Here is a 26,621-nt window from a genome sequence, read left to right as displayed (position 1 = left end):
CTACCCGATATCCCCATGGTATCTCTGAAGCGACTTCACCCGACCATGCCCCCTCCGGCAGGCTGCGATTCCCCTGGCGGCGGCAACGGCCGCAGCCGTAGTGGTTATATACGGTACCTTATATTTGATTGCCGCCTTTCGGATGTAGGAATCGTCGTACTTGCTCAGTCTGCCGCTGGGTGTGTTGATGATCAGTTGAATCTCATTGTTTTTTATCCCGTCAACAATATTTGGGCGCCCTTCGTGCATCTTGCGGATCAGCTCGGATTGAATTCCGTGGTCTGCCAGGAATCTGCGAGTCCCTTCAGTCGCCTTGATCTTAAAGCCAAGCCTGTCAAACTGCTTCGCCGCCTCCAGGGCAGCATGCTTGTCTCTCTCTGACACTGTGATAAGCACGGTCCCCTCAGAAGGAAGGCTTTGTTGAGTCGCCTCCTGGGCCTTGTAAAAGGCCAGGCCGAAAGAGTCCGCCAGCCCCAGCACCTCCCCTGTGGATCGCATCTCAGGACCGAGGAGCGGGTCGACCTCCGGGAACATGTTAAAGGGAAAAACCGCCTCCTTGACCCCAAAGTGAGGGATCGATACGGGCCTGATATTCAGGTCTGCAAGCTTTTTGCCCAGCATGAGCTGCGTGGCCAGGCGGACCATGGAAATGTTGCAGACCTTTGAAACAAGAGGCACGGTCCTGGATGCGCGCGGATTGGCCTCAAGTATGTATACCATATCGCCGGCAATAGCGTACTGGATATTCATCAGGCCGACCACACCGAGTTCCACTGCGATCCTTTTTGTATATTCGCAGATGGTATCAATGTGTCTGGCAGGAATACTGATGGGCGGTATCACACAGGCCGAGTCACCCGAGTGGACCCCTGCCAGCTCGATATGTTCCATCACAGCAGGCACAAAGGCATCAGTGCCGTCGGAAATGGCATCTGCTTCAGCCTCAATGGCGTTTTCAAGGAACTTGTCGATCAAGATCGGCCGTTCCGGCGATACATCCACGGCTGCGGCCATATAATGCTTTAGCATCCCCTCGTCATGGACAACCTCCATGCCCCGCCCCCCAAGCACATAGGAGGGCCGGACCATGAGGGGGTAGCCGATTCTTTCAGCCACGCCAATAGCCTCTTCCAGTGTACTGGCCATACCCGATTCGGGCTCAGGAATACCGAGCTTTCTCATCATCTTCCGGAAACGGTCCCGGTCCTCGGCCAGGTCTATGGTCTCAGGTGAAGTGCCGATGATTTTGACACCGGCCTCAGCCAGCTCATTGGCAATATTCAAAGGGGTCTGCCCGCCAAACTGGACGATCACCGCTTCGGGTTTTTCCTTTTCGTAGATGCTCAATACGTCTTCGACCGTAAGCGGCTCGAAGTAGAGCTTGTCTGAAGTGTCGTAATCGGTTGAGACGGTCTCTGGGTTGCAGTTTACCATAATCGACTCAAATCCCCCGTCACGCAATGCAAAAGCAGCGTGAACACAGCAGTAGTCAAACTCGATCCCCTGCCCTATACGGTTAGGCCCGCCACCCAATACCATTATCTTGCGCCTGTTGCTCGTTTTCACCTTGTCAGTGGCATTGTAGGTGGAGAAATAATAGGCTGCATCCTCGACGCCGCTTACCGGCACAGGCTCCCACGCCTCTGTCAAGCCCAGAGAGGTGCGCCGATGCCGGATATCTTTTTCAGGGATTTCAAGGATCTCAGACAGGTACCGGTCTGAAAACCCGTCTTTCTTGGCCTGTTCCAGCAGATCGTCGGGCACTGCAGTCCCCTTGTATTGCAGGATCTTTTCCTCAAGCTCCACCAATTCCTTCATCTGCTCAATAAACCATGGCTTGATAAAGGTCTTTTCATAGAGCGCTTCCACGCCGGCTCCCTTTCGCAGTGCCTCGTACATGATAAACTGCCGCTCGCTCGATGGCTCGACCAGAAGTTCCATCAATTCATCCAGCGATTTATCATTAAAGTCCTTGGCAAAGCCGAGTCCGTAGCGGCCGTTTTCCAGGGAGCGAATCGATTTCTGAAAGGCCTCCTTGTAATTCTTGCCGATGCTCATGACCTCGCCCACGGCACGCATCTGTGTGCCCAGCTTATCTTCAGAGCCCTCAAACTTCTCAAAGGCCCACCGGGCAAACTTCACTACCACATAGTCACCCCAGGGTGTGTACCTGTCCAGGGTCCCCTCTCGCCAGTAAGGAATTTCGTCCAGCGTCAAGCCCCCTGCCAGCATGGCGGAAATAAGCGCGATGGGGAAACCGGTCGCCTTGGAAGCCAGGGCGGAGGAACGGGAGGTCCTGGGGTTGATTTCGATCACCACCACGCGGCCGGTCTTGGGGTCATGGGCAAACTGGATGTTGGTGCCGCCTATGACCTTTATGGCCTCGACAATGTCGTACGACCATTTTTGAAGCTGTTTTTGCAGTTCCGGGTCGATAGTGAGCATGGGGGCCGTACAATAGGAATCGCCCGTGTGCACGCCCATGGCGTCCACATTCTCGATAAAACAGACAGTGATCATCTGGTTCTTGGCGTCGCGCACGACTTCCAGTTCCAGTTCCTCCCATCCCAGGACAGACTCCTCCACCAGCACCTGGCCCACCATGCTCGCCGAGATACCGCGGCTGGCAATGGTTCGCAGTTCTTCCACGTTATATACGAGGCCGCCGCCCGTTCCTCCCATGGTATAGGCAGGCCTGATGACCACAGGGTAGTCGAGTTCAGCGGCAATTTCCTCGGCCTCCTCTACACTGAAGGCCGGTTTACTCCTTGGCATCTCTATGCCGAGGCTGTCCATGGTCTCCTTGAATGCGATCCGGTCCTCGCCGCGCTTGATGGCATCGACCTCAACGCCGATTATCTTGACACCGTATTTATCCAGCACGCCCGTTCGGGCCAGCTCTGAAGAAAGGTTCAGGCCGGTCTGGCCGCCCAGGTTTGGAAGAAGGGCATCCGGCCTTTCCACTTCTATGATTTCCTCCATGGCCTGGAGATTCAAAGGCTCGATATAGGTCACGTCTGCCATTCCGGGGTCTGTCATAATGGTTGCAGGGTTGGAATTGACCAGCACTATCTCATAACCGAGTTTGCGAAGGGCCTTGCAGGCCTGGGTGCCGGAATAGTCGAACTCGCAAGCCTGGCCTATAATAATTGGCCCGGAGCTTATAATCATGACTTTCTTGATGTCATCACGTCTTGGCATTAAATTATCCTTTCATTAGAAATCATTATTCAACCATCAAAACTTCGTAACCGTTCACGGGGTTACAACGCCAGTTTTATCGCAACCTACCGAGCTGTAAGCGTTTACAGGGTGCTGCAGATGCGAGGCGGAGGATACGCAGACGTACTTCCTGTACTTCAAGTGTCCGACAACAAAGCAGATGCTGTGCCCTGTGAACGCTTACAAAATTTCCAAACTGATAATAACCCCCCTATATTGAAAATGTCCACGAACTAAAGTAAGAATATAATATGCTGGGAAAACGATTGCCCGGCAGAATTCATTAAGTCTCTATTACAGATTTTAACCCTTTCGGCCTGAAGTGTCATCACAATCAAAAGGAGGAAGCATGTGCCGACTCAGCGCCATCACCTCCAGTTCATATTTTTCCCCAATGGAAAATATCCTGGCGCTGGAGACCATGAAAGAAGGACATGACGGCTCCGGTCTTGGCCTGGTCATGAAGGATCTGGGCGGGCCATTTGAGGATCTCAAGAGCTATCCCATCCTTTCCGGCTGCTGTACCCATAAAGGCCTTGAGATGCTGGATGATTACATGCAGAAAGCAGGCTTTCGGGTCAAATACAGTTGGGAGCCGAAGATCAAGCATGTCGCGGGCATGGAGACAGGACCCCGTGACCACTACTTCGCAAAGGCCTATCAGTATCCTTCGCCATATGAGCCGAAGGCCCAGGTTGAGTGGGAACAACTCCTGCTTGAGACCAGGCTGGACCTGAGGCGTATGGGAGAAAAAGATCACTCCCTATTTATATTTTCTTTCTATCCTGATTGTCTCGCATTGAAGGAAGTGGGAGATCCGTTGCAGTTAGGGGAGTTCTTCGGCCTGGATGATCCGTCCCTGCAGGCCAAGGTGATCCTGGCCCAGGGGCGGCAAAATACAAACTACGCCATCTATCTCTATGCCTGCCACCCCTTCTTTATTCAGGGTTATTGCACCATGACTAACGGCGAGAACACGGCCTTTGTTCCTATCCGGGAGTACCTGACCAGCCGCGGATTCCCCGGTTACATGGGCTACAACAGCGACAGCGAGGTATTCACTCATATCCTGCACTTCAGCCACCGGCAACTAAAATATCCCCTGACATATTATAAGGACGTCATTACCCCCTTGAAGGACGAGGAGATCCGCGAGCGAGCGGACGCCGAGGCCGTCAGCCTGCTCAAAAAGAGTCTTCGGCCTCTGTGCATAGACGGTCCCAACATGGTCATCGGTTTTATACCTGATGGAACAATCTTCATGGTACAGGACTCCAAAAAGCTCAGGCCAGGGGTTGTTGGCGGGGCCAAGGGAAAATACGCACTTATGAGCGAGATGTGCGGGCTGGACAGGGCGATCTCCCGGCGTGACCGCTCTGCTGACATTTTTCCTTCAAAATATGACATGGCAATAGTGACACCCAATGCCCGGGAGGTCCAGGTATGGAACCAGCTTCACGGCTAGACCACAATGGACAATTGACGCTGCAAGACTTCCCTTACATTATACAATGGAGGGAAGACCGTTGTACCCGCTGCGGCCGTTGTACTGCTGTGTGCCCGCAGCAGGCTATTGAGCCGGCTGTCTTTGCCCGGCGCCTTGTGTACTCTGAATCCGGGACCCTGATGCCCAGCACTATACGAAAGATAACCCACGGGATCCGCCAGGTTAATGACATTGAACGTTACTGCACCGGTTGCGGAATGTGCAGCCTGGTATGTCCGAATGCGGCAATCGCCCCGTATTACAATCCGCGGCACAAATTTCTGTTTCACAAGAACCTTGGAGGAACGCCGTATAAGCGCGGCGGGAGGCGCAATGATCCCAGCCCAAGCACTCTGGACAAGCTCAAGTTCACCCGCATCTCGATGCTGACAGACCCCGCCCTGGATGCAGGCAGGCACGAGTTCCATATCCGGACCCTTTTAGGGCGTATCCTGCCCCCTGAGAAGCTGCCCCTCAAGGTGAAGGATAACTTATTGACAGTAGGAGACGATACCTTCATCCCTCCTGTGAGGGAGATATTCCCCATCCGTATCGGGAGCATGTCCATAGGCGCCGTTTCCCCGCCCATGTGGGAGGGCCTGGCAATGGGCATCACCTATCTCAATGAGGTGGAGGGGATGCCGGTGGTTATGTGTTCCGGGGAAGGCGGCATGCCGCCCAGGCTCCTGCGCTCCCGCTTCCTGAAGTATTTCATACCTCAGATCGCATCCGGCTACTTCGGATGGGATGAGATCATTCACGCCCTGCCGGATATGGTTGAGGATCCGTGTGCCATCGAGATCAAGTACGGCCAGGGTGCAAAGCCGGGGGACGGCGGCCTTCTGATGTCCTACAAGGTACTGAAGCTTATTGCCGGAATCCGCGGTGTCCCTATGTACGTCGATCTCGCCTCCCCCCCCACACACCAGACTAAATACTCCATCGAGGAGGCAGTGGCCAAGATGATCCAGTCCATGTCCATGGCCTGGGGTTTCCGTGTGCCGGTCTATCCCAAGATCTCCGGCACCAGGACCGCCCGGGCGGTCCTTAACAACCTGGCCAGAAATCCTTATGCCGCTGCCTTGTGCATTGATGGTGAAGACGGCGGGACCGGAGCGGCCTATAATATTTCTATGGACAAAATGGGGCATCCCATTGCTTCCAATATCAGAGACTGCTATCTGGATCTGGTCAGACAGGGGAAACAGAACGAGCTTCCGCTCATCGCTGCCGGTGGAATGGGCAAGACAGGGAACCTGGCAGCAAATGCCGCTGCCATGATCATGCTCGGGGCCAGCGCCGTAGATATGGGGAAATATATCATGCAGGCCGCAGCCGGGTGCCTGGGCGACGAGTACAACCGGTGTAACCTTTGCAACACCGGCAAGTGCCCACGGGGCATTACCACTCAAAACCCCAGGCTTTACCGCCGGCTGGACCCTGATAAAGTGGCTGAACGTGTGGTAGAGGTCTTCAAGAGCGCTGAGACAGAGCTGAAAAAGATATTTGCCCCCATGGGCCGGAGTACGCAGTTGCCAATCGGCATGTCGGACGGCCTCAGCGTAGGTGACAAGGCTATAGCGGAGAGGCTAGAGATTGATTATGCCTGCTAAAGAGCCACTTACAAAACCCATCTTTTGCCCGAGGGCTGCGTTGCTCGTCGGTGAAAAATGCTCATGTACACCCAGTACACTGCGCTTTTTCACCTCCTCGCGCCTTGCCCTCGAACAAAATCTTGAGTTTTGCAAGCGGCTCTTGCGAAAAATTCCTCATTTCCGGATCAGAAACTGAAGAAAGATAACCCTGAACGGTGAACTCTGAACCTCTGAACGTTTAAAACAATTATAATTAGTAATTATGACTTCGGAAAAAGTGACAATTAACGGTAATCCCGGCGGCCGCCGTGTCTCCTCCAAGGCCCTGGAAGAGCGGATACAGCAGGCCATCACTGACGGGGCCCGGCAACTGGTTGTCGAGGCACAGGGGCAACATGGCATCGGCGGCCGGATCTGGCCCAGGAATGAGAAGGTCTCCATAACCGTTCGCGGGCCGGTGGGCCAGCGCCTGGGCAGTATGGGCATGTACGGGACGGAGATTGTGGTTGAAGGCAGCTGTTCAGACGATGTGGGCTGGCTCAACTGCGGTGCCAGGATCACGGTGCTGGGGGATGTGACCAATGGGGCACATAATGCCGGTGCACAGGGGATTCTGTATGTGCAGGGCGGCGGCGGTGCCCGTTGTGATACAATGACTAAAAGGAATCCCCGCTTTGAACCGCTCCAGTCCTGGTATTTCAGAGACGTGGGTGATTCCTTTGCCGAATTCAAGGCAGGGGGCATTGCGGTGGTCTGCGGCGTAAATCCCCGAAATCCTGAAAACATTCTGGGCTATCGGCCCTGTGTGGGCATGGTGGGCGGTACCATCTACTTCCGTGGCCCTATTAAGGGATACAGCGCCAGGGATGTCAGACTTGCGGATCTTACCTCCAAAGACTGGGAGTGGCTTACTGAAAACATAAAGCCGTATCTAAAGGCGATAGACCGGACTGAGTACCACGATCTTTTGGCCCAGGACCCATCGCACTGGAAAAAACTAATTGCCTATACCCCTGCAGAGCGCACGGCGCGACCGGGATTGAAGATGCCCCTCAGCGAATTTCATGTCCAGGTCTGGGAAAAGGATGTGGGCCGGGGAGGTATCTTCGGAGAATATATCGAGCACCCGCAGACGGTACTTCCCTATATCACGACCGGCGCAGACCGCCGGCTCAAACCGGTCTGGAACAACGAGAAATATCTCCCTCCATGCGTAGCTGCATGTCCTTCGGGGATACCCTCGAATAAACGCGCGGCCCTTATCAGGGAAGGTCGTCTGGAAGAGGCCCTTTCCCTCGTCCTGAAATACAGCCCTTTCCCGGCAACGGTCTGCGGCCAGCTCTGCCCGAATCTCTGCATGCAGGCCTGTACCCGCGCACAATTTGACAGACCTGTGGACATCGCCGCTATGGGACGGCTTAGTCTGGATGTGCCTGCCCCAAAACCTGCATCCCCTACCGGGCGTAAAGTTGGTATCATCGGCGGCGGGCCCGGAGGTATGTCAGCGGCCTGGCAACTGGCCCTCAGGGGGCATGAAGTAGATCTCTATGAGGCGGCCGGAAAACTCGGGGGCAAGGTGGAATCCTGTATCCCCAGAGAACGCCTGAACCATGAGGTGCTGGAAAAGGAGATCTCCCGCTTCACAGAGATCGGAGTACATGTACATCTTGGCCAGCGAATTGACCTGAATGCATTCCGGGAGATTTACCGGAATCATGAAGTCGTGATCATTGCCTGCGGTGCACACCAGCCCCGCACCATCCCCTTTCCTGGAAACGAAGATGTCACGGCCGGCATCGAGTTCTTAAAGGCCGTTAACCTGGGTAAAAAGCCGGACCTAACGGGCCAGAAAGTCGTCATCATCGGCGCCGGAAATGTGGGCATGGACATCGCCTGCGAGGCCTACAACTGCGGAGCAGAGTCGGTTACGGCAGTGGACATCCAGGCCCCTGCCAGTTTCGGAAGGGAGCGGGAGGCGGCAAAGTCAAGAGGGACCCGGATCCTCTATCCCAAAATTACGGAACGCTATGACAAGGCGGCACGGACAATATATTTCAAGGACGGTACGTCTCTTGAGGCCGATACGGTCATCATCTCCATTGGCGAGGTCCCTATTCTGGATTTCCTTCCCCGGGAGATCCATACCGAACGAGGCTATATCGTGGTGAACGAAATGGGCCAGACCTCGGATGTGAAGGTCTTTGCCGTGGGTGACGCCACGCAGCCCGGATTGATCACTCATGCCATTGGTGCAGGACGCAGGGCGGCAGAGGCAATCCATGCCATGATGATGCACACGGATTACGAACCTGAAAAGCGGCCTGCAATTCCCTGCGACCGGATTAAGCTTGTCTATTACGAGGTCTCCCATGGCGAGGAATTTGTCCCGGAACAGGAGGCCGACCGCTGCGCCTCCTGCGGGGCCTGCAGGGATTGCCACATGTGTGAGACCGCATGCTATCACGGGGCAATCAAGAGATTAGGGGGGCCGGGGGGAGAATTCGAGTATACAGTTATCGAAGACAAGTGCATAGGGTGCGGCTTCTGCGCAGCCATTTGCCCCTGTGGGGTGTGGGAGATGGAGGAAAATATTTGATGATTCCGCTGAAATACCCCATCTGCTGCGTTGCATAGGAGCTGAAAGAGGGCACATTCACATGTTGGTAGAGTTTAGTAATGAACATCGAACATCGAACGTCCAACATCGAATGTTGAATGGAAAAAGATGAAGAAACAGAAATAGCTGTTGAAGGTTCGGTATTGGGTATTTGTTTTTTTATTCGATGTTGGATGTTGGACGTTCGATGTTCGATGTTCATCTTTCAAAACAACCACGTTAGGTTGGCTATGATAGCTTTTTGAGCGGAATCACTGAGGTATAATAAATAAATTGATTGCGATCATTGATTACAAGGCCGGAAACCTGAAGAGTGTGGAACGTGCTCTTAAGAAGCTGGGGTTTCCCTGTTGTATTACTCAAGACAGGGAAGAAGTACTCGGCTCTGAAAGGATTATCTTTCCCGGAGTGGGGGCGGCCGGTCAGGCAATCGCCGACCTGAGACATCTTGGTCTGGACAAAGTCTTGAGGCATGCCTTTGAGACCGGCAAGCCGATCCTGGGAATATGTCTGGGTGCGCAGATCATACTGGATAGAAGCGAAGAGAACAGTACGCAGTGCTTAGGATTAATCAGCGGAGATGTGAAGATGTTTCCCTCTCCCCTTTTTTCCAAGGAAAATGAGCGCCTTAAAATACCCCATATGGGATGGAACGGCGTTCATTTAGTCAAAAGGCATCCGGTGCTGGAAGGGATTAAGCCGGCTGACGAATTCTATTTTGTCCATTCCTATTATCCAATGCCTGCTTCAGACAAATGCGTCATCGGGACTACTGATTACGGAATAGAGTTTCCGTCCATTATCGGCTGCAAGAACCTGATCGCCACGCAGTTTCATCCTGAAAAGAGCGGAACCCCTGGTCTGAAAATCCTGAAAAACTTCTGTACATGGAACGGTCATTATGCTGAGTAAGAGGATCATACCCTGTCTTGATGTGAGAGACGGGAAGACAACAAAAGGTATAAAATTTAAAGAGAATGTGGATATCGGCGACCCGGTGGAAATGGCCAGGTTCTATTATGAAGAGGGAGCGGACGAGATCGTCTTTTATGATATAACCGCCTCCAGTGAGAGGCGTGACATTATGATAGATGTTGTTCGCCGTGTGGCTGAGGAGATTTTCATACCCTTTTCCGTGGGCGGTGGAATCAGGACCATTGAGGACATGCGCGCCGTGCTCCTGGCCGGAGCGGAAAAAGTGAGTGTCAATACCGCAGCAGTGAAGGACCCCGAGATCATTTCCGAGGGGGCAAGGGCCTTTGGGAGCCAGTGCATTGTCCTCGGGATGGACGTCAAAAAGGTCGAGCCTTCCGGCAGAACTCCGTCAGGTTATGAAATCGTCATCCATGGCGGCAGGACGTATACAGGCATTGACGCACTTGCCTGGGCCAGAAAGGCCGAGGATTCGGGGGCAGGTGAAATATGCCTGAACTCCATCGATGCAGACGGTACGCAACAGGGTTATGAAATCGCGCTGACGTCGCTTATTTCCGGAAACGTGAATATCCCGGTAATTGCCTCCGGCGGCGCCGGAAACATAGACCACATGTATGATGTGTTGAAGTATGCCAAGGCAGATGCCGCACTCATAGCATCTATTGTCCACTATGGGACCTATACTATCAAACAGATCAAGGACGAACTGCGCTCCCGCGGCATAAAGGTCCGCAATACCTGGTAGAAATGAAAGCCTTATTGGCCCTGGCAGACGGAATGGTATTCAGGGGCCGTTCCTTTACCGGCCGTTGCGAGACAAATGGCAGGACGGGCGCCTGGTCAATCCGGGCATGGATCTTGATCAATTCCAGTGGCCTGACAAACCTGGCTCGTGGCGTGTAGTGGCCATGGATTTCGGAGTAAAGCTGAATATATTTCGATCCCCGGAAAAGAGGGGACGCACCATCCTCAGAGGTGAAACGAGTTTACGAACTGGATGTATGCAAATTGACAGAAGAGCTATCAGATATGGCCAAATTTCCAATTTCTATTTTCTAATTTCGGCGTTCCGTGAACGGTTATAAGCTATAAGATATGAACATTGATGTCATCATCTTATCGATCGCCACGCTGATCGGTCTTTACATGGCAGCCAATATCGGCGCCAATGACCTTGCCAACGCCATGGGGACCGCGGTCGGCTCCCGGGCGTTGACCCTGAGGCAGGCGGTAATAATTTCGATAATTGCAAATGTGCTCGGCGCTACACTTGCAGGCGGGTATGTAACCGGCACTATCAGCAAGGGAATCATTGACCCGGGTCTCCTGATGGACGCGCCCAACAATTTGATGCTCGGGATGTTTGCCGCACTCATCGCAGCCGGTCTCTGGGTGCATCTGGCTACATACTTTGGGCTGCCTGTCTCCACCACACACGCCATCGTGGGCGCTGTGGTCGGCTTTGGGATAATAAGTGTGGGCGCAGGCGCCGTCAGCTGGGGTAAGATCATCAGTATTGCTCTCAGTTGGGTCATTTCACCGGTTGCAGGGGCCTTGATTGCAGGAGGCATTTACTATTTTCTTGAAAAAAGGGTCATGGCCGCCGGGGATCCATATGCAGCAGCGGTTCACTATGCACCAGGCATGATCTTCTTTGTGATGTTGGTGCTCATCCTTTCCTTTATATTTAAGGGCCTCAAGAATCTCCACCTCGACGTAGGTTTTTTCTATACGGTGTTGCTCACTATCCCTTGCGCGGCCCTGGCGGCCATGTTCGGCCGGAAATGGGTACGCTGGCAGGTACATGTTAAGTGTGAGCTGGGGCCCAATCCCCAGGGGTTCTCCCCTGCCGAATGTTTCTTTGCCCAGCTTCAGGTACTGGCGGCCTGTTATGTCGCCTTTGCCCATGGAGCCAACGATGTGGCAAATGCCGTCGGCCCGCTTGCGGCCATCTTTTCCGTGGTCGAGACCAAGTCAGTGGCCCTGCAGGTGGAGGTGCCGTTCTGGATGCTTTTTATAGGCGGCATCGCTGTGGGCGGGGGGCTTTATGTATTTGGTACCCGCGTCCTTGAGACCATAGGAAAAAATATTACGGAGATTACGCCGATCCGGGGATTTTGTGCCCAGTTCGGAGCAGCCACCACCATTCTGATATGCTCCCGCCTTGGTTTGCCGGTTTCAACCACCCACGTGCTGGTAGGATCAGTGGTGGGCGTAGGGCTCATGCGGGGCATAGGGGCGCTCGATCTGCGTATCCTGAAAAACATAGGATTTTCATGGGTAGTGACCCTGCCTTTTACGATGGTCCTGGCCATGCTTATATACAAGGTGCTCGCCCTCTTTTTATTATGAATCTATTATTGTAAAACGGGTACCTGGAGGAGGAATATTTTATGCGCTTATTAATCAGCTCGCTGTTTCACAGATCTCCTTTTGAAGATCTGCAAAAGCACGCCGACAAGGTCAAAGAATGCACCCGGCTTTTCAGGGAAGCCGTTGTTTGTCATATCGGTCAGGAATGCAAACGGTTCGACCTCCTGACAGAACAGGTAGCCCGTCTGGAAAGCGAGGCCGATGATATCAAGCGCAATATCCGCAACCATCTGCCCAGGGGCATCCTCATGCCTGTGGATAAGTTTGAGTTCTTTGACTACCTGAGGGAGCAGGATAAGGTCCTGGATGAGGTAGAAGAGGCCCTGTTCTGGTTATCCTTTCGGCCCGAAGGTATTCCGGCCGAGTTGGCTGCAGATATTCATGACCTGGTCGAAGCCGTGATTCCGCCCATTGAAAAATTACCCGAACTGGTAACCCTTGCCAGAGAGTATTTCAAGAGCAGGTCCGAAAAGCAAAGGATCAGGATGAAGAGCCTTATACGGGACATTCGCCAATATGAAAGAGAGGCCGACCATCTGGAGCGGGAACTGAAATTCAAGATTTTCACCACCATCAAAGATGCCCTGGTAGTATATCACCTGGTCAGGCTGGTTGAGCATATAGGCGCTATTGCCGATCATGCGCAGAATGCCTCTGACCGCATGCGGGCCATGATTGCAAAATGATAAGTAAACCGTTCAGGGGTTCAGGGGTTCAGGGGTTCAAAGGTTCAGGGTTCACCATTTTTATAACCCGCAAACCCACATATCATGCCGAGACGTACAGACATAAACAAGATCCTGATTATCGGCTCGGGTCCTATCATTATCGGACAGGCGTGCGAGTTTGATTATTCAGGGACCCAGGCATGCAAGGCCCTGATGGAAGAAGGCTATGAGGTCGTGCTCGTAAACAGTAATCCCGCCACGATCATGACGGACCCTGAAACGGCCCACCGCACCTATATTGAGCCCATTACACCTGAGATTGTGGCAAAGATAATCGAACGGGAAAGGCCCCATGCCATTCTCCCGACCCTCGGGGGCCAGACAGGTCTCAACACGGCAGTGAAAGTTGCCGGGACCGGACTCCTGGAAAAATTGGGGGTGGAGATGATAGGTGCCTCAATTCCGGTTATTCGCAAGGCCGAAGAGAGGGAGCAATTCCGTGACGCCATGAGCCATATCGGCCTGCGTGTGCCTGAGAACGGCATCGCAAGGGACATGGATCAGGCAAGAGATGTTGCGGAAAGAATCGGTTATCCCCTGATTATCAGGGCTAGTTCCTGGCCGGAAAGGGTTCTTTTTCGCAATCTTTGCGTCAATCCGGGGGGGACTCTTGCCTGCCTAGCAGCCGGCATCCTGCCAAGGAGCATGATATGATAATTCTGCCATCAAGGTCACCGCGTGAAGAATGCGGGGTGTTCGGGGTGTTCGGGCATCCCGAAGCAGCCAAGCTCACATATTTCGGCCTCTATGCCCTGCAACACAGGGGGCAGGAAAGCGCCGGAATATTCTGCTCCGACGGCAAAGTAGTGCAGGAGCATAAATCCATGGGCCTCGTAAATGAAGTATTCAACGAGGCCAGGCTAAAGGATCTCAAAGGACATATAGCCATAGGGCATGTACGCTATTCCACTTCCGGTTCTTCAGTCTTGCAGAATGCCCAGCCCTTCTGTGTATACCATGCCGGACATACTCTTGCCGTGGCCCACAACGGAAACCTTGTGAATGCCTATTATATCCGGAAAGAGCTCGAAGGGCACGGTTCCATCTTCCAGACCACCATGGACAGCGAGATAATCGTTCACTTGTTGGCAAAGGCCAGGGATCGAGGTCTGGATGAGGCCATAGCAACCACCATGAGGCTCATCAAGGGGGCCTACTCAGTTGTCATGGCTACGGAGAAAAAATTAATCGGCTTCAGGGATCCCCTCGGTTTTCGCCCTCTGTGTATCGGCAGACTGAATAGCTCTTACGTTCTGGCCTCTGAGACCTGTGCGCTGGACCTCATTCAGGCCGAATACCTCAGGGATGTGGCACCTGGTGAAATCGTGATGATAGACTCCAACGGGCTTAGATCATTCCAGGGGGTTGAGGCGGAAAGGAGCGCAAACTGCATCTTTGAGTTTATCTACTTCGCCCGTCCTGACAGTAACATCTTTGGGCAGAATGTCTATACGTTCAGGAAGACCCTTGGGGCCGCCCTTAAAGATGAGACAACGGTAGATGCAGACCTGGTAATGCCCTTTCCGGACTCCGGAAATTATGCTGCAGTGGGTTATGCCCAGGCCGCTAAACTGCCTCTTGAGCTTGCCGTAATAAGAAATCACTATGTCGGCCGCACATTTATCCAGCCCAGTCAGTCCATGAGGGATTTCGAGGTAAGGATCAAGCTGAATCCTGCAAAAGAGGCCATAAAGGGCAAAAAAGTGGTAATAATTGAGGATTCGGTCATAAGGGGTACAACTACCAGGACGAGGATCAAGGCGATAAGAGAAGCCGGAGCCAAGGAGATAATCTTGCTCGTCAGTTGCCCGCCCACCCGTTTTCCCTGTTACTATGGCATTGATTTTCCCACCACGGACGAGCTGATAGCCGCCAAGCAATCCGTGGAAGAGATCCGCAAATTCCTCGAACTGGACGGGCTTCATTACCTGGACATTAAATCAATGCTGAAGGCCGCCGGTGGAGACTCCCGGCGCTTCTGCCTGGCATGTTTTAATGGGGAATACCCGATCCCTGTAAATGAATCTGTTGGAAAGCTCGGGCTTGAGAGACCCGGACACGCCCAAAGTCACGATAGAGATTGAAACCGCAGAGATCAGGCGCGAAAGAGACCGTCTGGACGACGGCTTTTGTAGATAAAAAGGAAAAATATTATTATATTGATGAAAGTAAATATTCGGTGAACCCGTGGTCCACTGTGGAAGTCGCCATCCGTGCCCTGCCGCAGGAGCGGTTTGCCTTTTGCAGGGTTTCGATCGCGGGCCGGATTGCACTGCCTCTTTCGGTCTGCAATGAGTGAGCTTTGAAACCCGGAAAAAGGTAACCGCTTCAAGGCAGGATATAACGGGTTCACCGAATATTTACTGCTGAAAGTCCTGCATGCAGCGCAAGCGCTTGCGCCGCGTGAAATAGATTTGGAAAAGGAAACATAATGCATCTGCAAGCAACCACCATTTCGGATGCCTGGTATCAGATCCTGTACAATTTTGAATCCGAGGCCTACCGCCAGGATATCGAGAGGGGATCCTTTGAGAAAGAACATTACCGGCTTCAGATTCCCTGGCTGTCTCTGGAGATCATGCACCCTCTTCAGGATATGATACCAATTATTCCTCCGGGATGTTCCGCGCCTCCCCCGAACACCATGGAATATGTGAAAGAGTATTTCATTGACTATTTGCTGGGAGGCAAGCTGCCCGGAAAGAATGAGGCCTATACCTATGCATCACGGATAGACGTTCAGCTGGCCAAGGCTATACAGATTCTCAAAGATACTCCCAATACGAATCAATCTTCCATCATTGTCGGGCGGCCGGAGGATCTGGATCTTCAAGACCCGGCCTGCCTCAGGGCGATAGACCTGAAAGTTCATGATGGCCGTCTCGATGTTGCAACCTTTTGGCGCAGTTGGGACATTTGGGCCGGCCTGCCGACCAATTTAGGAGGTTTGGCACTGTTAATGGAATATATCTCCGAGGAAATAGGATTTGGGGTGGGAGTCTTAAGAGCCGCAAGCCAGGGAGCCCATATTTATGAATATCAACTTCCTTTTGTGAAGGCCAGATTGGGAAAGCAGGAGAGCCCTTAATCCTTGATACCTATCCGGGACACCATCAGGTCTGAGACCTATCCAGTCATCAACAGCATCCTGATTGCGCTCAATATCCTGGCCTTTCTTGTGGAGCAATCGCAGGGACGGGCTATCGATGAATTCATTTTTACTTACGGGCTTGTGCCTGCTCGTTATTCCGTGCCCCGAATTTCAGTTTACTTCACAACTGTCCAGCAAGTGATACCTTTTTTTACCTTTATGTTTATACACGGCGGTTTTTTTCACATTTTGGGTAACATGTGGTTCCTTTATATCTTCGGCGACAACGTAGAAGACCGGCTCGGACACTTTCGCTATCTCGCGTTTTACTTGTTGTGCGGATTGGCTTCGGGGATATCGCACCTGGTTCTCAACTGGACATCTCAGATACCGACCATAGGAGCAAGCGGCGCCATCGCAGGCGTGATGGGGGCCTACTTCATACTCTACCCCAGGGCCAAGGTCCTGACCCTGGTACCCATCTTTTTCTTTCTCCACTTTATGGAAATTCCGGCATTCCTGTTTCTTGGGTTCTGGTTTCTCTTTCAGTTTTTGAGCGCAACGACCTCTTCAGCCCAGGCCGGCGGTATTGCCTGGTGGGCACATATCGGCGGATTTGTTTCCGGTATCATTTTTTTGAAGCTTTTTCAGTTGCTGCCGGAAACACGCACAGGACAGAAGTTCAGGGATCTGACCAGGAAGCGTGCTTCACCGCGCCTGCAGGTGATTCGTCCAGTCGGAACAGGAGATGGCCCGAACCTTTACGATACAATCACGGTCAGCGGGCGTGAGGCCCGTTCCGGGACCCGAAAGCTGGTCAATATTGCCGATGGCGATAAAAAAAGGACCTTTGTCCTGACCGTACCCCAGGGCATCTCAGATGGGAGCAGTCTCCGGCTGAAAGGGATGGGACGGCAGGTACCGGAAGGCGGGTATGGTGACCTTTTTCTGAAGGTACATATCAGGGATTAGGGTTTTTTTATTTCCTGGTTCTTGTAGGCCAGTGCCAGGAATTCCTCCTCGCTCAGGACGGGTATTCCCAGTTCCAGCGCCTTCCGCAGTTTAGACCCGGGATTTCCCCCGGCAACTACATAATCCGTCTTGCGGCCCACTGCAGAAGCGACCTGGCCGCCCAGGTCCCGGACAATGTTCTTGGCCTGTTCCCGGGTGAGGGAAGATAGCCCCCCGGTAAAGACAAAGGTCCTGTCTTTTAGGGGTGAGGTCCTTGCCTCACGGAGATCGGTGAACCTGATTCCGGCGTCAAGCAAGGACTCCGTGAGCCTTAAGTTCTTGTTGTCGTCAAACCAGGATCGTATGCTGAAGGCCACTTCAGGGCCTATTCCTTCTACTGCCATGAGCTCTTCTTCGCTTGCATCCTTAAGCGCCTCCATTGATCCAAAGTGGTCTGCAAGGAGCTGTGCGGTGACGTCTCCAACATGTCTGATCCCCAGGGCATAGAAGAATCGTGCAAAGCTTGTCTCCTTGCTTGTTTCTATTGCAGAGAGGAGGTTTTCTGCTGATTTTTCAGCAAAACGATCAAGGGACAGGAGATCGCTCAGGTTGATGGAATAAAGGTCTGAAATGCTCCGGACCAGCCCTGCACTGATAAGTTGTTCAGCCACCTTCGGACCAAGTCCTTCTATGTCCATGGCCCCTTTACTGGCAAAGTGGGTGAGTTGCTTCACAAGCCTGGGGAAGCATTCGGGATTCGGGCACCGCCATACGGCCTCTCCTGGTTTGCGGCGCAGATTGGAACCGCAGACCGGGCAGGTCTGCGGCATCACAAATACCTGTTCCTTTCCGGTCCTTCGCTCAGGCAGCGGCCTGACCACTTCAGGAATGACGTCTCCTGCCCTCCGGACAATAACCCAGTCGCCTATCCTGACATCCTTGCGGCGTATCTCGTCTTCGTTGTGGAGGGTTGCACGGCTTACCATCACTCCGCCCACTTTTACAGGTTCCATCAGGGCTATAGGGGTGACGGCACCGGTACGCCCAACGCTGAGCTGTATCTCGATAATTCTGGTTACGGCCTGGGCTGCCTCGAATTTATAGGCCAAGGCCCAGCGCGGACTCTTGGCCTTTGCCCCAAGGCGTTTCTGGAAATCAAGGTCGTTGACCTTGATGACTATTCCGTCTATTTCATAATCAAGGTCTTTCCTTTTTCTGTTCATCTGCCGGTGATAATGTATTGCTCCACGGATGCCTTTTTGCTTTTCCGCCATGGGGTTGACTCTTAGCCCCCATTTTCTGAGAGACGAAAGCACCTCCCACTGCGTTCCGAAACTACAGCCTTCCGCTATTCCGATCCCGTAACAAAAAATATTCAGGGGACGGCCGGCGGTAATGTTCGGATCAAGCTGGCGAAGGGAGCCGGCCGCGGCGTTCCTGGGATTGGCGAACGGGGGCTCACCGTCTTCTATACGTTTCTTATTAAGACGCTTGAAGGCGTCTTTGTTGATAAAGACCTCGCCCCGCACTTCAAGGCGGCCGGGTGGAGAAAGGTGCCTCTCGATGAGCCTGAGAGGCAAGGATCGAATGGTCCGCAGGTTCGCGGTTACGTCTTCTCCTGTGTAGCCGTCTCCGCGTGTTGATCCAAGAACAAACATTCCGTTTTCGTAAACCAGTTCCACGGCAAGACCGTCCATCTTAGGTTCAACCGTGTACTCAATCTCTTCGTCGGTCTGCAGGAGTCTCTTTGCACGTTGATCAAACTCCAGGACCTCTTCCTGGCTGAAGGCATCGTCCAGGCTGAGCATAGGGATACTGTGGGATACGCTGGCAAATTTTTCTGAAGGTGGTGCACCGATTCGCTGTGTAGGCGAATCAGGGGTCACGGTTTCAGGATATTTGTCTTCGATCTCCTTGAGTTCGCGCATCAGGGCGTCGTAATCGGCATCGGTTATGACGGGCTGGTCAAGGACATAATAGAGGTAATTATGGTAATTGATCTCTTCCCTGAGTTGTTCTATGCGCTTTAGTATTTCAGAAGATAGGCTCATTTTTGACAACCTTTGAACCCGTGAACGGTTACACGACTTCGAAGTTTATGTGCATCCGGGCGACATTGACAGCCTTGACCCTGACGTTCACTGTTTGGCCCAGGCGGAAGATCCTGTGAGTCCTTTGCCCAACCAGGCACTGCCTGTCCTGATCGAGCGTATAATAATCATCCACTATGTCTACCAGGCGGACGACTCCGGAAATGAACATGTCCTTGAGCTCAACGAAAAAGCCAAAGGAGATCACACCTGATATTATCCCCTCATACACTTCACCGATTTTGTCTGCCATGAAGCGGACCTTCAGCCTGTCAAACATCTCTCTTTCTGCTTCCATAGCCTCTCTTTCCCGAACGGAGCAATGCCGTCCCAGGGTCTCAAGCTGCTCTTCAGTGTAAACCGGACGCCTCCTCGGACGTTTCATGTTGGCCTTCAGGATCCTGTGGACTATCAGGTCGGGATAGCGGCGAATAGGCGATGTGAAGTGCAAATAAGTAGGTGAGGCCAGGCCAAAGTGTCCTGTGTTTTCAGATGAATAGACTGCCTGTTGCATAGTCCTGAGCAGTACAGTATTTACCATGAACTCCTGGGACTTTCCTGACGCCTCTTTGAGCACTTTCTGACACCATTTCGGACTTATTTTCTTGGGTAACTTGATATCCATTCCCAGGCTTTGAACGAAGTCTACAAATTCCTTTACCTTATCCCGGTCTGGTGGCTCATGAACACGATATATTGCAGGTATTTCTTTTTTGGTCAGAAAGAGAGCAACGGCCTCGTTTGCGGCTATCATGAACTCTTCGATGATACGATGGGCTATGCTTCTTTCCCTGCGGACGATCTCTTCCAGATTCCCCCTGATGCCCAGGACTATTTCAGACTCCGGAAGATCAAAGTCAATACTTCCTCTCCGGCAGCGTCTTTTGGAAAGGGCCCTCGCCAACTCCGCCATCCATTCCAGGTGCTTAATATGTTTCCTGTTTTTGGCTATCAGGTCCCTGTCTCTGTCGACCAGTATGCAGCGCACTTCTTTATATGTAAACCTGCAATGACTTCTGATTACGGCCTTGAAAAAACTGGTACGCCTGACGTTTGCTTCCCTGTCAAAAGAAATACTGACCGCAATTGCCAGGCGGTCTTCTCCGGGAATCAGGCTGCACAGGTGATCGGAAAGTGTCTCCGGGAGCATTGGCACTACGGAATTGGGAAAATATACACTTGTGCCTCGTTCAAGGCCTGCCTGGTCGACAGGGCTGCCATCCGGCACATAGTGACTTGCATCGGCAATAGCCACGGTGAGGACAAAGCCTGTGCGGGTCTTATTGACAAATACGGCATCATCAAAGTCCCTTGCACGCTCCCCGTCTATTGTCACCAGGGGTATATCCCGGAGATCCTTGCGGTCCCTGGTATCTTCCGGCATGACATCCCGGGGCAGGGCCTCGGCCTGAGCCAGTGCTTCAGGCGGAAAGATGTGCGGAAGACCGCGCTTATGTATGACTATCTTGGTCTGTACGCCCATATCATCAGGATCCCCCAGGACTTCTATAATCCGTCCTTCAGGGTTCCTTCCCTCTGAAGGAAAGCTTTTAATTTCCGCCAATACAACCTGGCCGTTTCCGGCCTTTGCTGTATATCTATCGGGAATCATTATTTCATAGAACAACCTGTTTTCTTCAGGAAGTACGGTTGATACGCTCTTGCCCCTGTGTAATGTCCCCACTACCTGCTTCACGCCCCTTTCAAGCACTCTGAGTATTGACCCTTCAACGCCCTTTCTGCCGGTCTTTTCCACCCTTGCAACTACATGATCACCATGGACGGCGCCCTTGAGACCCCGCGCAGGGATGAATACATCATGGCCATTTCCGGCATCAGGCCGCACAAAACCAAAACCATCCGGGTGGACTGACAGCCTTCCGGTAACCAGTTTCATAAGATCGGCGACGCCATATCTGTTGCCCTTGAGCAGGACTAATACGCCTTTACGAACAAGGCTGGCCACCATGGCTCTTGCCTTGTTTTTTTCTTCAGGCCTCGGATGGGAGAGATGTATTATTTCCCGGAGATAGAGGGGCCGTCCGGCATTACGCATCACTGTCAGAATACGCTCGGGGGAAAGAGGGGAGGGCTTACCGGATTTCCGGCCGGATCTTGATGTGCGTTTCTCTGACATGTGGAGACTTATAATAACCCTTTTAGGTCCTCATTAATGAGACCATAAGTTCTCTGGCAGAGGGTCGATCCGGTAAGGGGCCTTCAGTATCCGGGATCTCCACCACCAGGGGCTTGTGGAGCTTGAAGACTATCTCATTTACCTCCGGGCGAACGGAGTCGGCTATCCTTTCGGTGATCAACACCAGGCCGATCTCAGGGCTGTTTTGTGCGTATTCCAAGGCAGCCACGGCATCCTTCCTGGCCTTGACCGTCCGCGTATCTATGCCTCCCAGAGAGAAGGCCATACATGTCAGATGATCCGCTATAACCAGGATGTGCATATTCTAAACACTCTCAGACATCCTTCACGACAAGTCAAAATTTGAAACTCGAAATTCGAAATTGGTAAAAATACCATGATGTAAATGCGTTACCTAATTTCGAGTTTCCAGTTTCGACACCTATAGCTTCCCCAGGATCATGATAGCCACGATCAGTCCATAGATTGCTATTCCCTCTGCCAGGCCCACGAAAATCAAGGCGCGGCCCGCCATCTCAGGCCTTTCACTGACAGCCCCCATTGCGGCAGATCCCACCAACGCAACAGCAATGCCGGCAGCGATTGATGAGGCCCCGACGGCCATGGCGGCAGAGATATACCCCCATTTTGTCTCTTCTGCAGATGTCCCGATCCCGGATACGGCCTCCTGAGCCCATACAATGCACGGAAATAAGGTCAAAAGCCAGCTTGATATCCAGAATAAGGGCCTTTTAATCCTCATAGGTAGATGCCTCCTAATTTGGAAATGTTGAATTTTGAATGCTGAATTTTGAATTAATGTTACGAATCTTTGTTTTCTTCCACAATTCAACATTCACAATTCAATATTCAAAATTCATCATTCCTTTTCAAGGAGGGGCCGGAAGGGCTTTCCCCCTCCCCGGAAAAATTTGCTGAAAAATTCATAGTACTCAAGTCGTATTGCCTGTATGGATACTACCATGCCCTCAAGGGCTATTATGAACACGTTGCCGATTATCAAGGTCACCCAGTAGAAGAGACCCCCGCCGCGGACGTTCTGTACCATGTCCGCCAGGGAAAATACCGCTATGAAGAGGCCTGCATGCGTGAGGGCAAAGGCCGCGATACGGACAAAGGAAACGGTATTGGCAAGGTATCTCAGAAGATCATCAAGTACTTCTATAAATGATTCCAAAATAGTGCCCCCGAGACCCGGCGGGAGGCGCCCCCATTTTTCGTCCTTGTGGTACCGTAATAGCACCGCCCTGATCGGCTTCTGGAGGATCATCAGGATGATCAGCGTCCCTGCTGCCACCTTGGCAAATATCAATTCAAAGGGACTAAGCCCTCCCGACAGGAGGTAGCGTACAACAAGGCCCGCACCCAGCCAGTAAAGCAAGGCGCCGGCCAGACCGGATGTCGACAGGAGTTCTCCGTAACGGTGCTGACGGATGACGTTTATGAGATTAAGGATCAGTCCCAGGCTGATAACACCGATCCCAAGAAAGGCCGACATCATCATAAAGCGGTTGATCTCCTCCATGGGATGCATCCAGAGCGCAGGAATCAGGTCTTCCATACCAAAAACACTGCCGTAAAGAAGACCGAAAATCATGGACGACACCCCACACTCCATGAGTATAATTCCATAATCTGTATAACGGTACATCTTTCTGAATACGTAATAGCCTATGCCGCAAAGTATGGCCCCGTGCCCCACGTCCCCGAACATCATCCCGAAGAGGAGAAGGAAGCTCACTGCGAGAAAGACCGTGGGCTCCACCTCTTCATAGGAGGGGGTGCCGTACAGGGTAGTCAGCCGTTCAAAGGGACGGATAAGCAGGGGGTTATTGAAAAGAATGGGTATCTTAAGGATACCGGACCGGACTTCTTTTATGTCCTCCGGCTCCACCTGGTCCACCAGGACTTTGCCGGATGTGGCCTTGATGATCCGTTTCCTTAATTCCTCAAAGAGTGCAACCGGTATCCATCCGGTAAGGAGATATGTGTGATCGATCTGTCCGAATTTGGCCTGTGCCTTAAGTAGCTGCCGGGCAAGCAGTATCTCCTCGCGCAGACGTTTGAGCCTTGTACCGTATTTCCGGGCAAGCTCTGCCCATTTGGTATCAAGGCCGGCAAACTCGGTCTTTAAATACTCGATCTCAGCGAATAAGCGATCCAGAACCTTTTCTATAGTACCGTGAATTCCGGGAGGCAGCTCCAGGGGGTCACAGAAGGCGCTCTTAAGGGCCCGTAAGAGCACCTCTTCATCTTCTTTCAGAGATACGGCCAGCAGGACTACCCTTCGTTCCTTACGGCCGATTGGGATGAGAGCGTGGTACGTATCCACAAGGCTCTGTTCCAACTTATCGAGATTCTCTTCAGAGATCAGCCCGGCTCTCCATGTCACGTATCTCAGGTTATACAGGCGGTCAAGGTCTATCTTTATAGGTGCCAGGAGATGCAACCTGGCAATCAGGGCTTCATGTTCGGAAATGGCGTTTTTTGCCTTTTTTTTCCGCTCCAGGGGCTCCAATGCCTCTTTTTCTATGAGCGCAAGTTCCTCCTCCAGTCGAAAGACGGCCTTGTCCGGTCGGGGGACCTTTCTGATGCCTGGAGAAGGACCTGCCGGCCCCAGATCTCTCAGCAGCCTGTTTGCCCTGGCAAGCAGCCTGTCATAGTGTTCAAGGAGAGGTGTATCAATATGGGCCACATAACCCAGGTGACCGAGGTGTGTCTCTTCCACCCTGATCAGGTGAAGGAGGCGGAGGTCTCCCAGGATGGCCATGACTGCCGAGATCTGGTCCTCAGGGGCCTGGATGGTCAGCCTCGTGAGCTTGACGGGCCTAAACATGAGCAGCCCCGGAAAACTGCCTGGGCAGCTTTTTTACTGCCTTATCAAGGGAGAGTCCCTGTGCCTTTGCCTCAATCAAGGTAATGAGAGCTGTAAGTTCCATTTCCTTTTCCAGGAGAAAGGCTATCTCTATGCCTATATGAAATGATGGTCCCATAAAGAGTCGGGCAAGGAGACGAAGAAACCACGTCTCGAGATACGTGGGAAAATCCTCCCACTCACTGACCTCTCCTATCTCTCTCTGAAGGGAACGGGGAATCTGTTCCAGAAATGAGGAGATGTCCTCTGCCCGTGCCAGGCGATGCAGTTGTGAAAGGCCGAGCAACTCGCCTCCGGGGAGGCTGTAGTTGACTGTCTCTTCAGGACTCAACCCGTAGTGAATTTTGAGTCTTATTGTCCACGAGATGTTGAGTATATCCACATAGGGTCCCAGGATCCCTTTTGCAGCTTTTCTGTCAGATCTGCTCCTCAGGCCGGAGACGGCCTGCTTGAGTCTTTGAAAACAGGAAAGGTCCAGGGCCATTTCCAGGGGAAATAGTCTTCCCTGGGCCTCAAACTGTGGAACAGCGTGCTTAAGTGCTGTTCCAAAGGGTGTACGGATCAACATATCTGCAACCTCCGCCGAATTGTCACATGCCCAGAGGTTATCCCATGGTAAGGTGCTCAGGGTTCCCAGCGGATACAGGAGGTGGGAAACAGCCTGTTTTCCGAGGCCGGAAAACACTGCACGCAAGAGGACCTTGAGGTTTTCCGACTCAAATCTTGAAAAGAGGGCAAGGACTGATTCCCGCTCCCTTTTCCCGCGCAAGGCCCTTGCAACCTTGGCATAGTCCTCCATAAGGGGCCGGGCCAGTCGGCGCTCCAGCACCCCTGGATCAGGTAATTCATCTTCAAGGTCTGGAAGTTCACGCCCATACGGGGTAGTAGCAAGATATGCCAGGAAGGAAGAAAAATCTCTTGCCTCCAGAAGGAAGTGGCGGTCTTGTGCAGTAAGCTGTTTGCTGCGAAGGGCCCTCACTTTTGCGTTCGGATAGGCATATCTGGCTGCGGCCAGTATCATAATTGCTGTTTGTGGGATTTCCGTTTTTGGGACCACGCCTCTCCGAGGGCCTCTGAAATAAAATCTTCGAGTATCCGAGCCCTTCCGAGGGCCACCCGTTCTTTAAGCCCCTGGATATAACTCTCTGCTTGTGCCATAGTCTTCCGTGCCTGTATCCGGCTTTCTTCAAGAATGGGAGCGATCTCGTTCTTTCTCACTTCATCAAGTCTCGCTTCAATCCCGGATTGTAAGGTATCGGCGTCTTGTTTCGCCTTTGTTATCAGATCCTCTGCCTCTTTTTTGGCACTTTCAACAGCGGCCCTGGCTGCCTCATCACAGGATATTATTTGATCGATCTCCGGTTTCATCAGACTTTTTTAAAAAGATTAGTAATCAGTTGCCGGGATGTCAATTTGTAATCGGCTGCCGATCCCGGCATTTCTATGCCGTCTCCCCTATATTGCCTCGTCATAGATCCTGAGGATGTCCGAACGGCTCAATACCCCCGCCACAGTCTTTTTGGCGCCGTTGCCGGAAAGGACTATCACTTCGTCCGATCCTTCGGCCGACATTTGAGTAAGGACAGTGCTGAGTGATTCCCATAAATAGACAGTTCCTCTCGATTCCATGAGGTCAGAGGCCTTTATGTCTGATGCAAGCCCTCTTGCTGCAATTACATTCCTTATCTTGATATCAGTTACTACACCCAGATACCTGCCTTTGTCGTCCACCACCGGGAAGGTACAGTGAGGAGATCCCGAAATATGCCTGATCAGCTCCGGTATGGGTGTATCCTGGTTTATAGATCCGGGTTGAGACGACTTATACCTCTTTAAGGCCTCTTGGACCGTCAGGCGGGCAAGGACCCCCAGCATGAAGTCTCCATGGTGTACAGGGGAGTCGTATCGAGTTGCGATCTGCTTCTCGTAGATTCCTCTTTCGCCACGAAGGAGAAAGGCAAGGGTGGATACCCACACCGCCGGGAGCAGGAGCCCGTAGTTCCCGGTCATCTCGCTCACCATTATTATCGTGGAGAAGGGGGTACTGGCTGCAGAGGAAAAAAATCCGGCCATGCCCACAATGATGTAGGCCTCAGGATTTGGTACCAGACTGGGCCACAGTTTCTCAAGGAACAGGCCCGTTGCCCCTCCAATGGCTCCTCCAATTACCACCGAAGGGCCGAATACGCCGCCGCTTCCGCCGGATGCAATGCTGAAAGCAGTTGTCAGGATCTTCGCAGCAGCTACTGCCAGCAGAAAGCCCACAAGGAGTTCGCCGTTCAGGGCCTGCTGGAGTATGCCATAACCCGTGTATAAAGATGCAGGAATGAAATAGCCTATAAGACCTGTAAGGAATCCACCTATTGCCGGTTTCACTGGATATTTCATATAAGCGCAGGCGAATTTTGTGACGCAGCACAGGAGGCTCTTTTGAGCCTTCAGAGGCAAGCTGTGATCGTCTTTTCTCAAGCTATGGGTAAAAATACCACCATAGCCAGG

The 26,621-nt window shown here is 52.5% G+C and carries 20 protein-coding genes and 1 pseudogene; 12 read left to right on the top strand and 9 right to left on the bottom strand.

Annotated elements, in window-relative coordinates:
- Window positions 1-3,201: a carbamoyl phosphate synthase large subunit gene (locus C4B57_08890; protein PXF53807.1), complete on the bottom strand. Its 3,201-nt coding sequence runs from the start codon at window positions 3,199-3,201 to the stop codon at window positions 1-3.
- Between the two features lie 370 nt (window positions 3,202-3,571).
- On the opposite strand from C4B57_08890, the gene C4B57_08885 reads away from it, so the two are divergent.
- The 12 genes and pseudogenes from C4B57_08885 (at window position 3,572) to C4B57_08830 (ending at window position 17,020) form a co-directional block, all read left to right on the top strand.
- A complete protein-coding gene (locus tag C4B57_08885; GenBank protein ID PXF53806.1) occupies window positions 3,572-4,687 on the top strand; it encodes a glutamate synthase in 1,116 nt (371 codons plus the stop codon).
- Window positions 4,666-6,321, top strand: coding sequence for a glutamate synthase (locus C4B57_08880; protein PXF53805.1), 1,656 nt, complete (start codon window positions 4,666-4,668; stop codon window positions 6,319-6,321). The genes C4B57_08885 and C4B57_08880 overlap by 22 nt, the downstream gene beginning before the upstream one ends.
- 244 nt (window positions 6,322-6,565) lie before the next feature.
- Window positions 6,566-8,899, top strand: a complete 2,334-nt coding sequence (locus C4B57_08875; protein PXF53804.1) for a 4Fe-4S ferredoxin — start codon at window positions 6,566-6,568, stop codon at window positions 8,897-8,899.
- A gap of 294 nt (window positions 8,900-9,193) precedes the next feature.
- The gene (locus tag C4B57_08870; protein ID PXF53803.1) at window positions 9,194-9,832 is read left to right on the top strand and encodes an imidazole glycerol phosphate synthase subunit HisH; all 639 of its coding nucleotides are present in this window, start codon (window positions 9,194-9,196) and stop codon (window positions 9,830-9,832) included.
- Window positions 9,822-10,601 carry an imidazole glycerol phosphate synthase subunit HisF gene (locus tag C4B57_08865; protein ID PXF53802.1) on the top strand — a complete coding sequence of 260 codons (780 nt, stop codon included), beginning with the start codon at window positions 9,822-9,824 and terminating at the stop codon, window positions 10,599-10,601. Before C4B57_08870 ends, C4B57_08865 begins: the two co-directional genes overlap by 11 nt.
- A 350-nt stretch (window positions 10,602-10,951) precedes the next feature.
- Complete coding sequence (locus C4B57_08860; GenBank protein ID PXF53801.1) at window positions 10,952-12,208, top strand: phosphate permease; 1,257 nt, start codon at window positions 10,952-10,954, stop codon at window positions 12,206-12,208.
- Between the two features lie 41 nt (window positions 12,209-12,249).
- The gene (locus C4B57_08855; GenBank protein PXF53800.1) at window positions 12,250-12,915 is read left to right on the top strand and encodes a TIGR00153 family protein; all 666 of its coding nucleotides are present in this window, start codon (window positions 12,250-12,252) and stop codon (window positions 12,913-12,915) included.
- A gap of 84 nt (window positions 12,916-12,999) precedes the next feature.
- Window positions 13,000-13,506: pseudogene (carB, locus tag C4B57_08850) on the top strand (carbamoyl phosphate synthase large subunit).
- Window positions 13,507-13,607: 101 nt separating this feature from the next.
- The gene (locus tag C4B57_08845; protein PXF53799.1) at window positions 13,608-15,041 is read left to right on the top strand and encodes an amidophosphoribosyltransferase; all 1,434 of its coding nucleotides are present in this window, start codon (window positions 13,608-13,610) and stop codon (window positions 15,039-15,041) included.
- The gene (locus C4B57_08840; protein PXF53798.1) at window positions 15,038-15,256 is read left to right on the top strand and encodes a hypothetical protein; all 219 of its coding nucleotides are present in this window, start codon (window positions 15,038-15,040) and stop codon (window positions 15,254-15,256) included. The genes C4B57_08845 and C4B57_08840 overlap by 4 nt, the downstream gene beginning before the upstream one ends.
- 132 nt (window positions 15,257-15,388) lie before the next feature.
- Complete coding sequence (locus tag C4B57_08835; protein PXF53797.1) at window positions 15,389-16,045, top strand: hypothetical protein; 657 nt, start codon at window positions 15,389-15,391, stop codon at window positions 16,043-16,045.
- 3 nt (window positions 16,046-16,048) lie between these two features.
- A complete protein-coding gene (locus C4B57_08830; GenBank protein ID PXF53796.1) occupies window positions 16,049-17,020 on the top strand; it encodes a rhomboid family intramembrane serine protease in 972 nt (323 codons plus the stop codon).
- Here C4B57_08830 and C4B57_08825 read toward each other — a convergent pair.
- The 8 genes from C4B57_08825 to C4B57_08790 all read right to left on the bottom strand — a co-directional run.
- A complete protein-coding gene (locus tag C4B57_08825) occupies window positions 17,017-19,050 on the bottom strand; it encodes a DNA ligase (NAD(+)) LigA (protein PXF53795.1) in 2,034 nt (677 codons plus the stop codon). The two genes, C4B57_08830 and C4B57_08825, sit on opposite strands and share 4 nt — an antisense overlap.
- Before the next feature lie 28 nt (window positions 19,051-19,078).
- The gene (gene rnr / locus C4B57_08820; GenBank protein PXF53794.1) at window positions 19,079-21,226 is read right to left on the bottom strand and encodes a ribonuclease R; all 2,148 of its coding nucleotides are present in this window, start codon (window positions 21,224-21,226) and stop codon (window positions 19,079-19,081) included.
- Between the two features lie 22 nt (window positions 21,227-21,248).
- Window positions 21,249-21,548: a Vacuolar H+transporting two-sector ATPase F subunit gene (locus C4B57_08815; GenBank protein PXF53793.1), complete on the bottom strand. Its 300-nt coding sequence runs from the start codon at window positions 21,546-21,548 to the stop codon at window positions 21,249-21,251.
- A gap of 120 nt (window positions 21,549-21,668) precedes the next feature.
- Window positions 21,669-21,989 (bottom strand): F0F1 ATP synthase subunit C, encoded by a 321-nt coding sequence (locus C4B57_08810; protein PXF53792.1) that lies wholly within the window; start codon window positions 21,987-21,989, stop codon window positions 21,669-21,671.
- A 117-nt stretch (window positions 21,990-22,106) separates the two neighbouring features.
- Entirely contained in the window at window positions 22,107-24,083 is a 1,977-nt protein-coding gene (locus tag C4B57_08805; GenBank protein ID PXF53791.1) for a hypothetical protein, read from the bottom strand.
- The gene (locus tag C4B57_08800; GenBank protein PXF53790.1) at window positions 24,076-25,143 is read right to left on the bottom strand and encodes a hypothetical protein; all 1,068 of its coding nucleotides are present in this window, start codon (window positions 25,141-25,143) and stop codon (window positions 24,076-24,078) included. Before C4B57_08800 ends, C4B57_08805 begins: the two co-directional genes overlap by 8 nt.
- Window positions 25,140-25,490: a hypothetical protein gene (locus C4B57_08795; protein PXF53789.1), complete on the bottom strand. Its 351-nt coding sequence runs from the start codon at window positions 25,488-25,490 to the stop codon at window positions 25,140-25,142. The genes C4B57_08800 and C4B57_08795 overlap by 4 nt, the downstream gene beginning before the upstream one ends.
- 87 nt (window positions 25,491-25,577) lie before the next feature.
- Window positions 25,578-26,621: hypothetical protein (locus C4B57_08790; protein PXF53788.1), on the bottom strand; the 1,044-nt coding region annotated here is incomplete at its 5' end.

It is taken from the genome of Deltaproteobacteria bacterium (assembly GCA_003194485.1).
Classification (GTDB): Bacteria; Desulfobacterota; Dissulfuribacteria; order Dissulfuribacterales; family UBA3076; genus UBA3076.
Note: the sequence above shows the minus strand (reverse complement) of the source record. Positions and strands in the feature narration are given on the sequence as shown.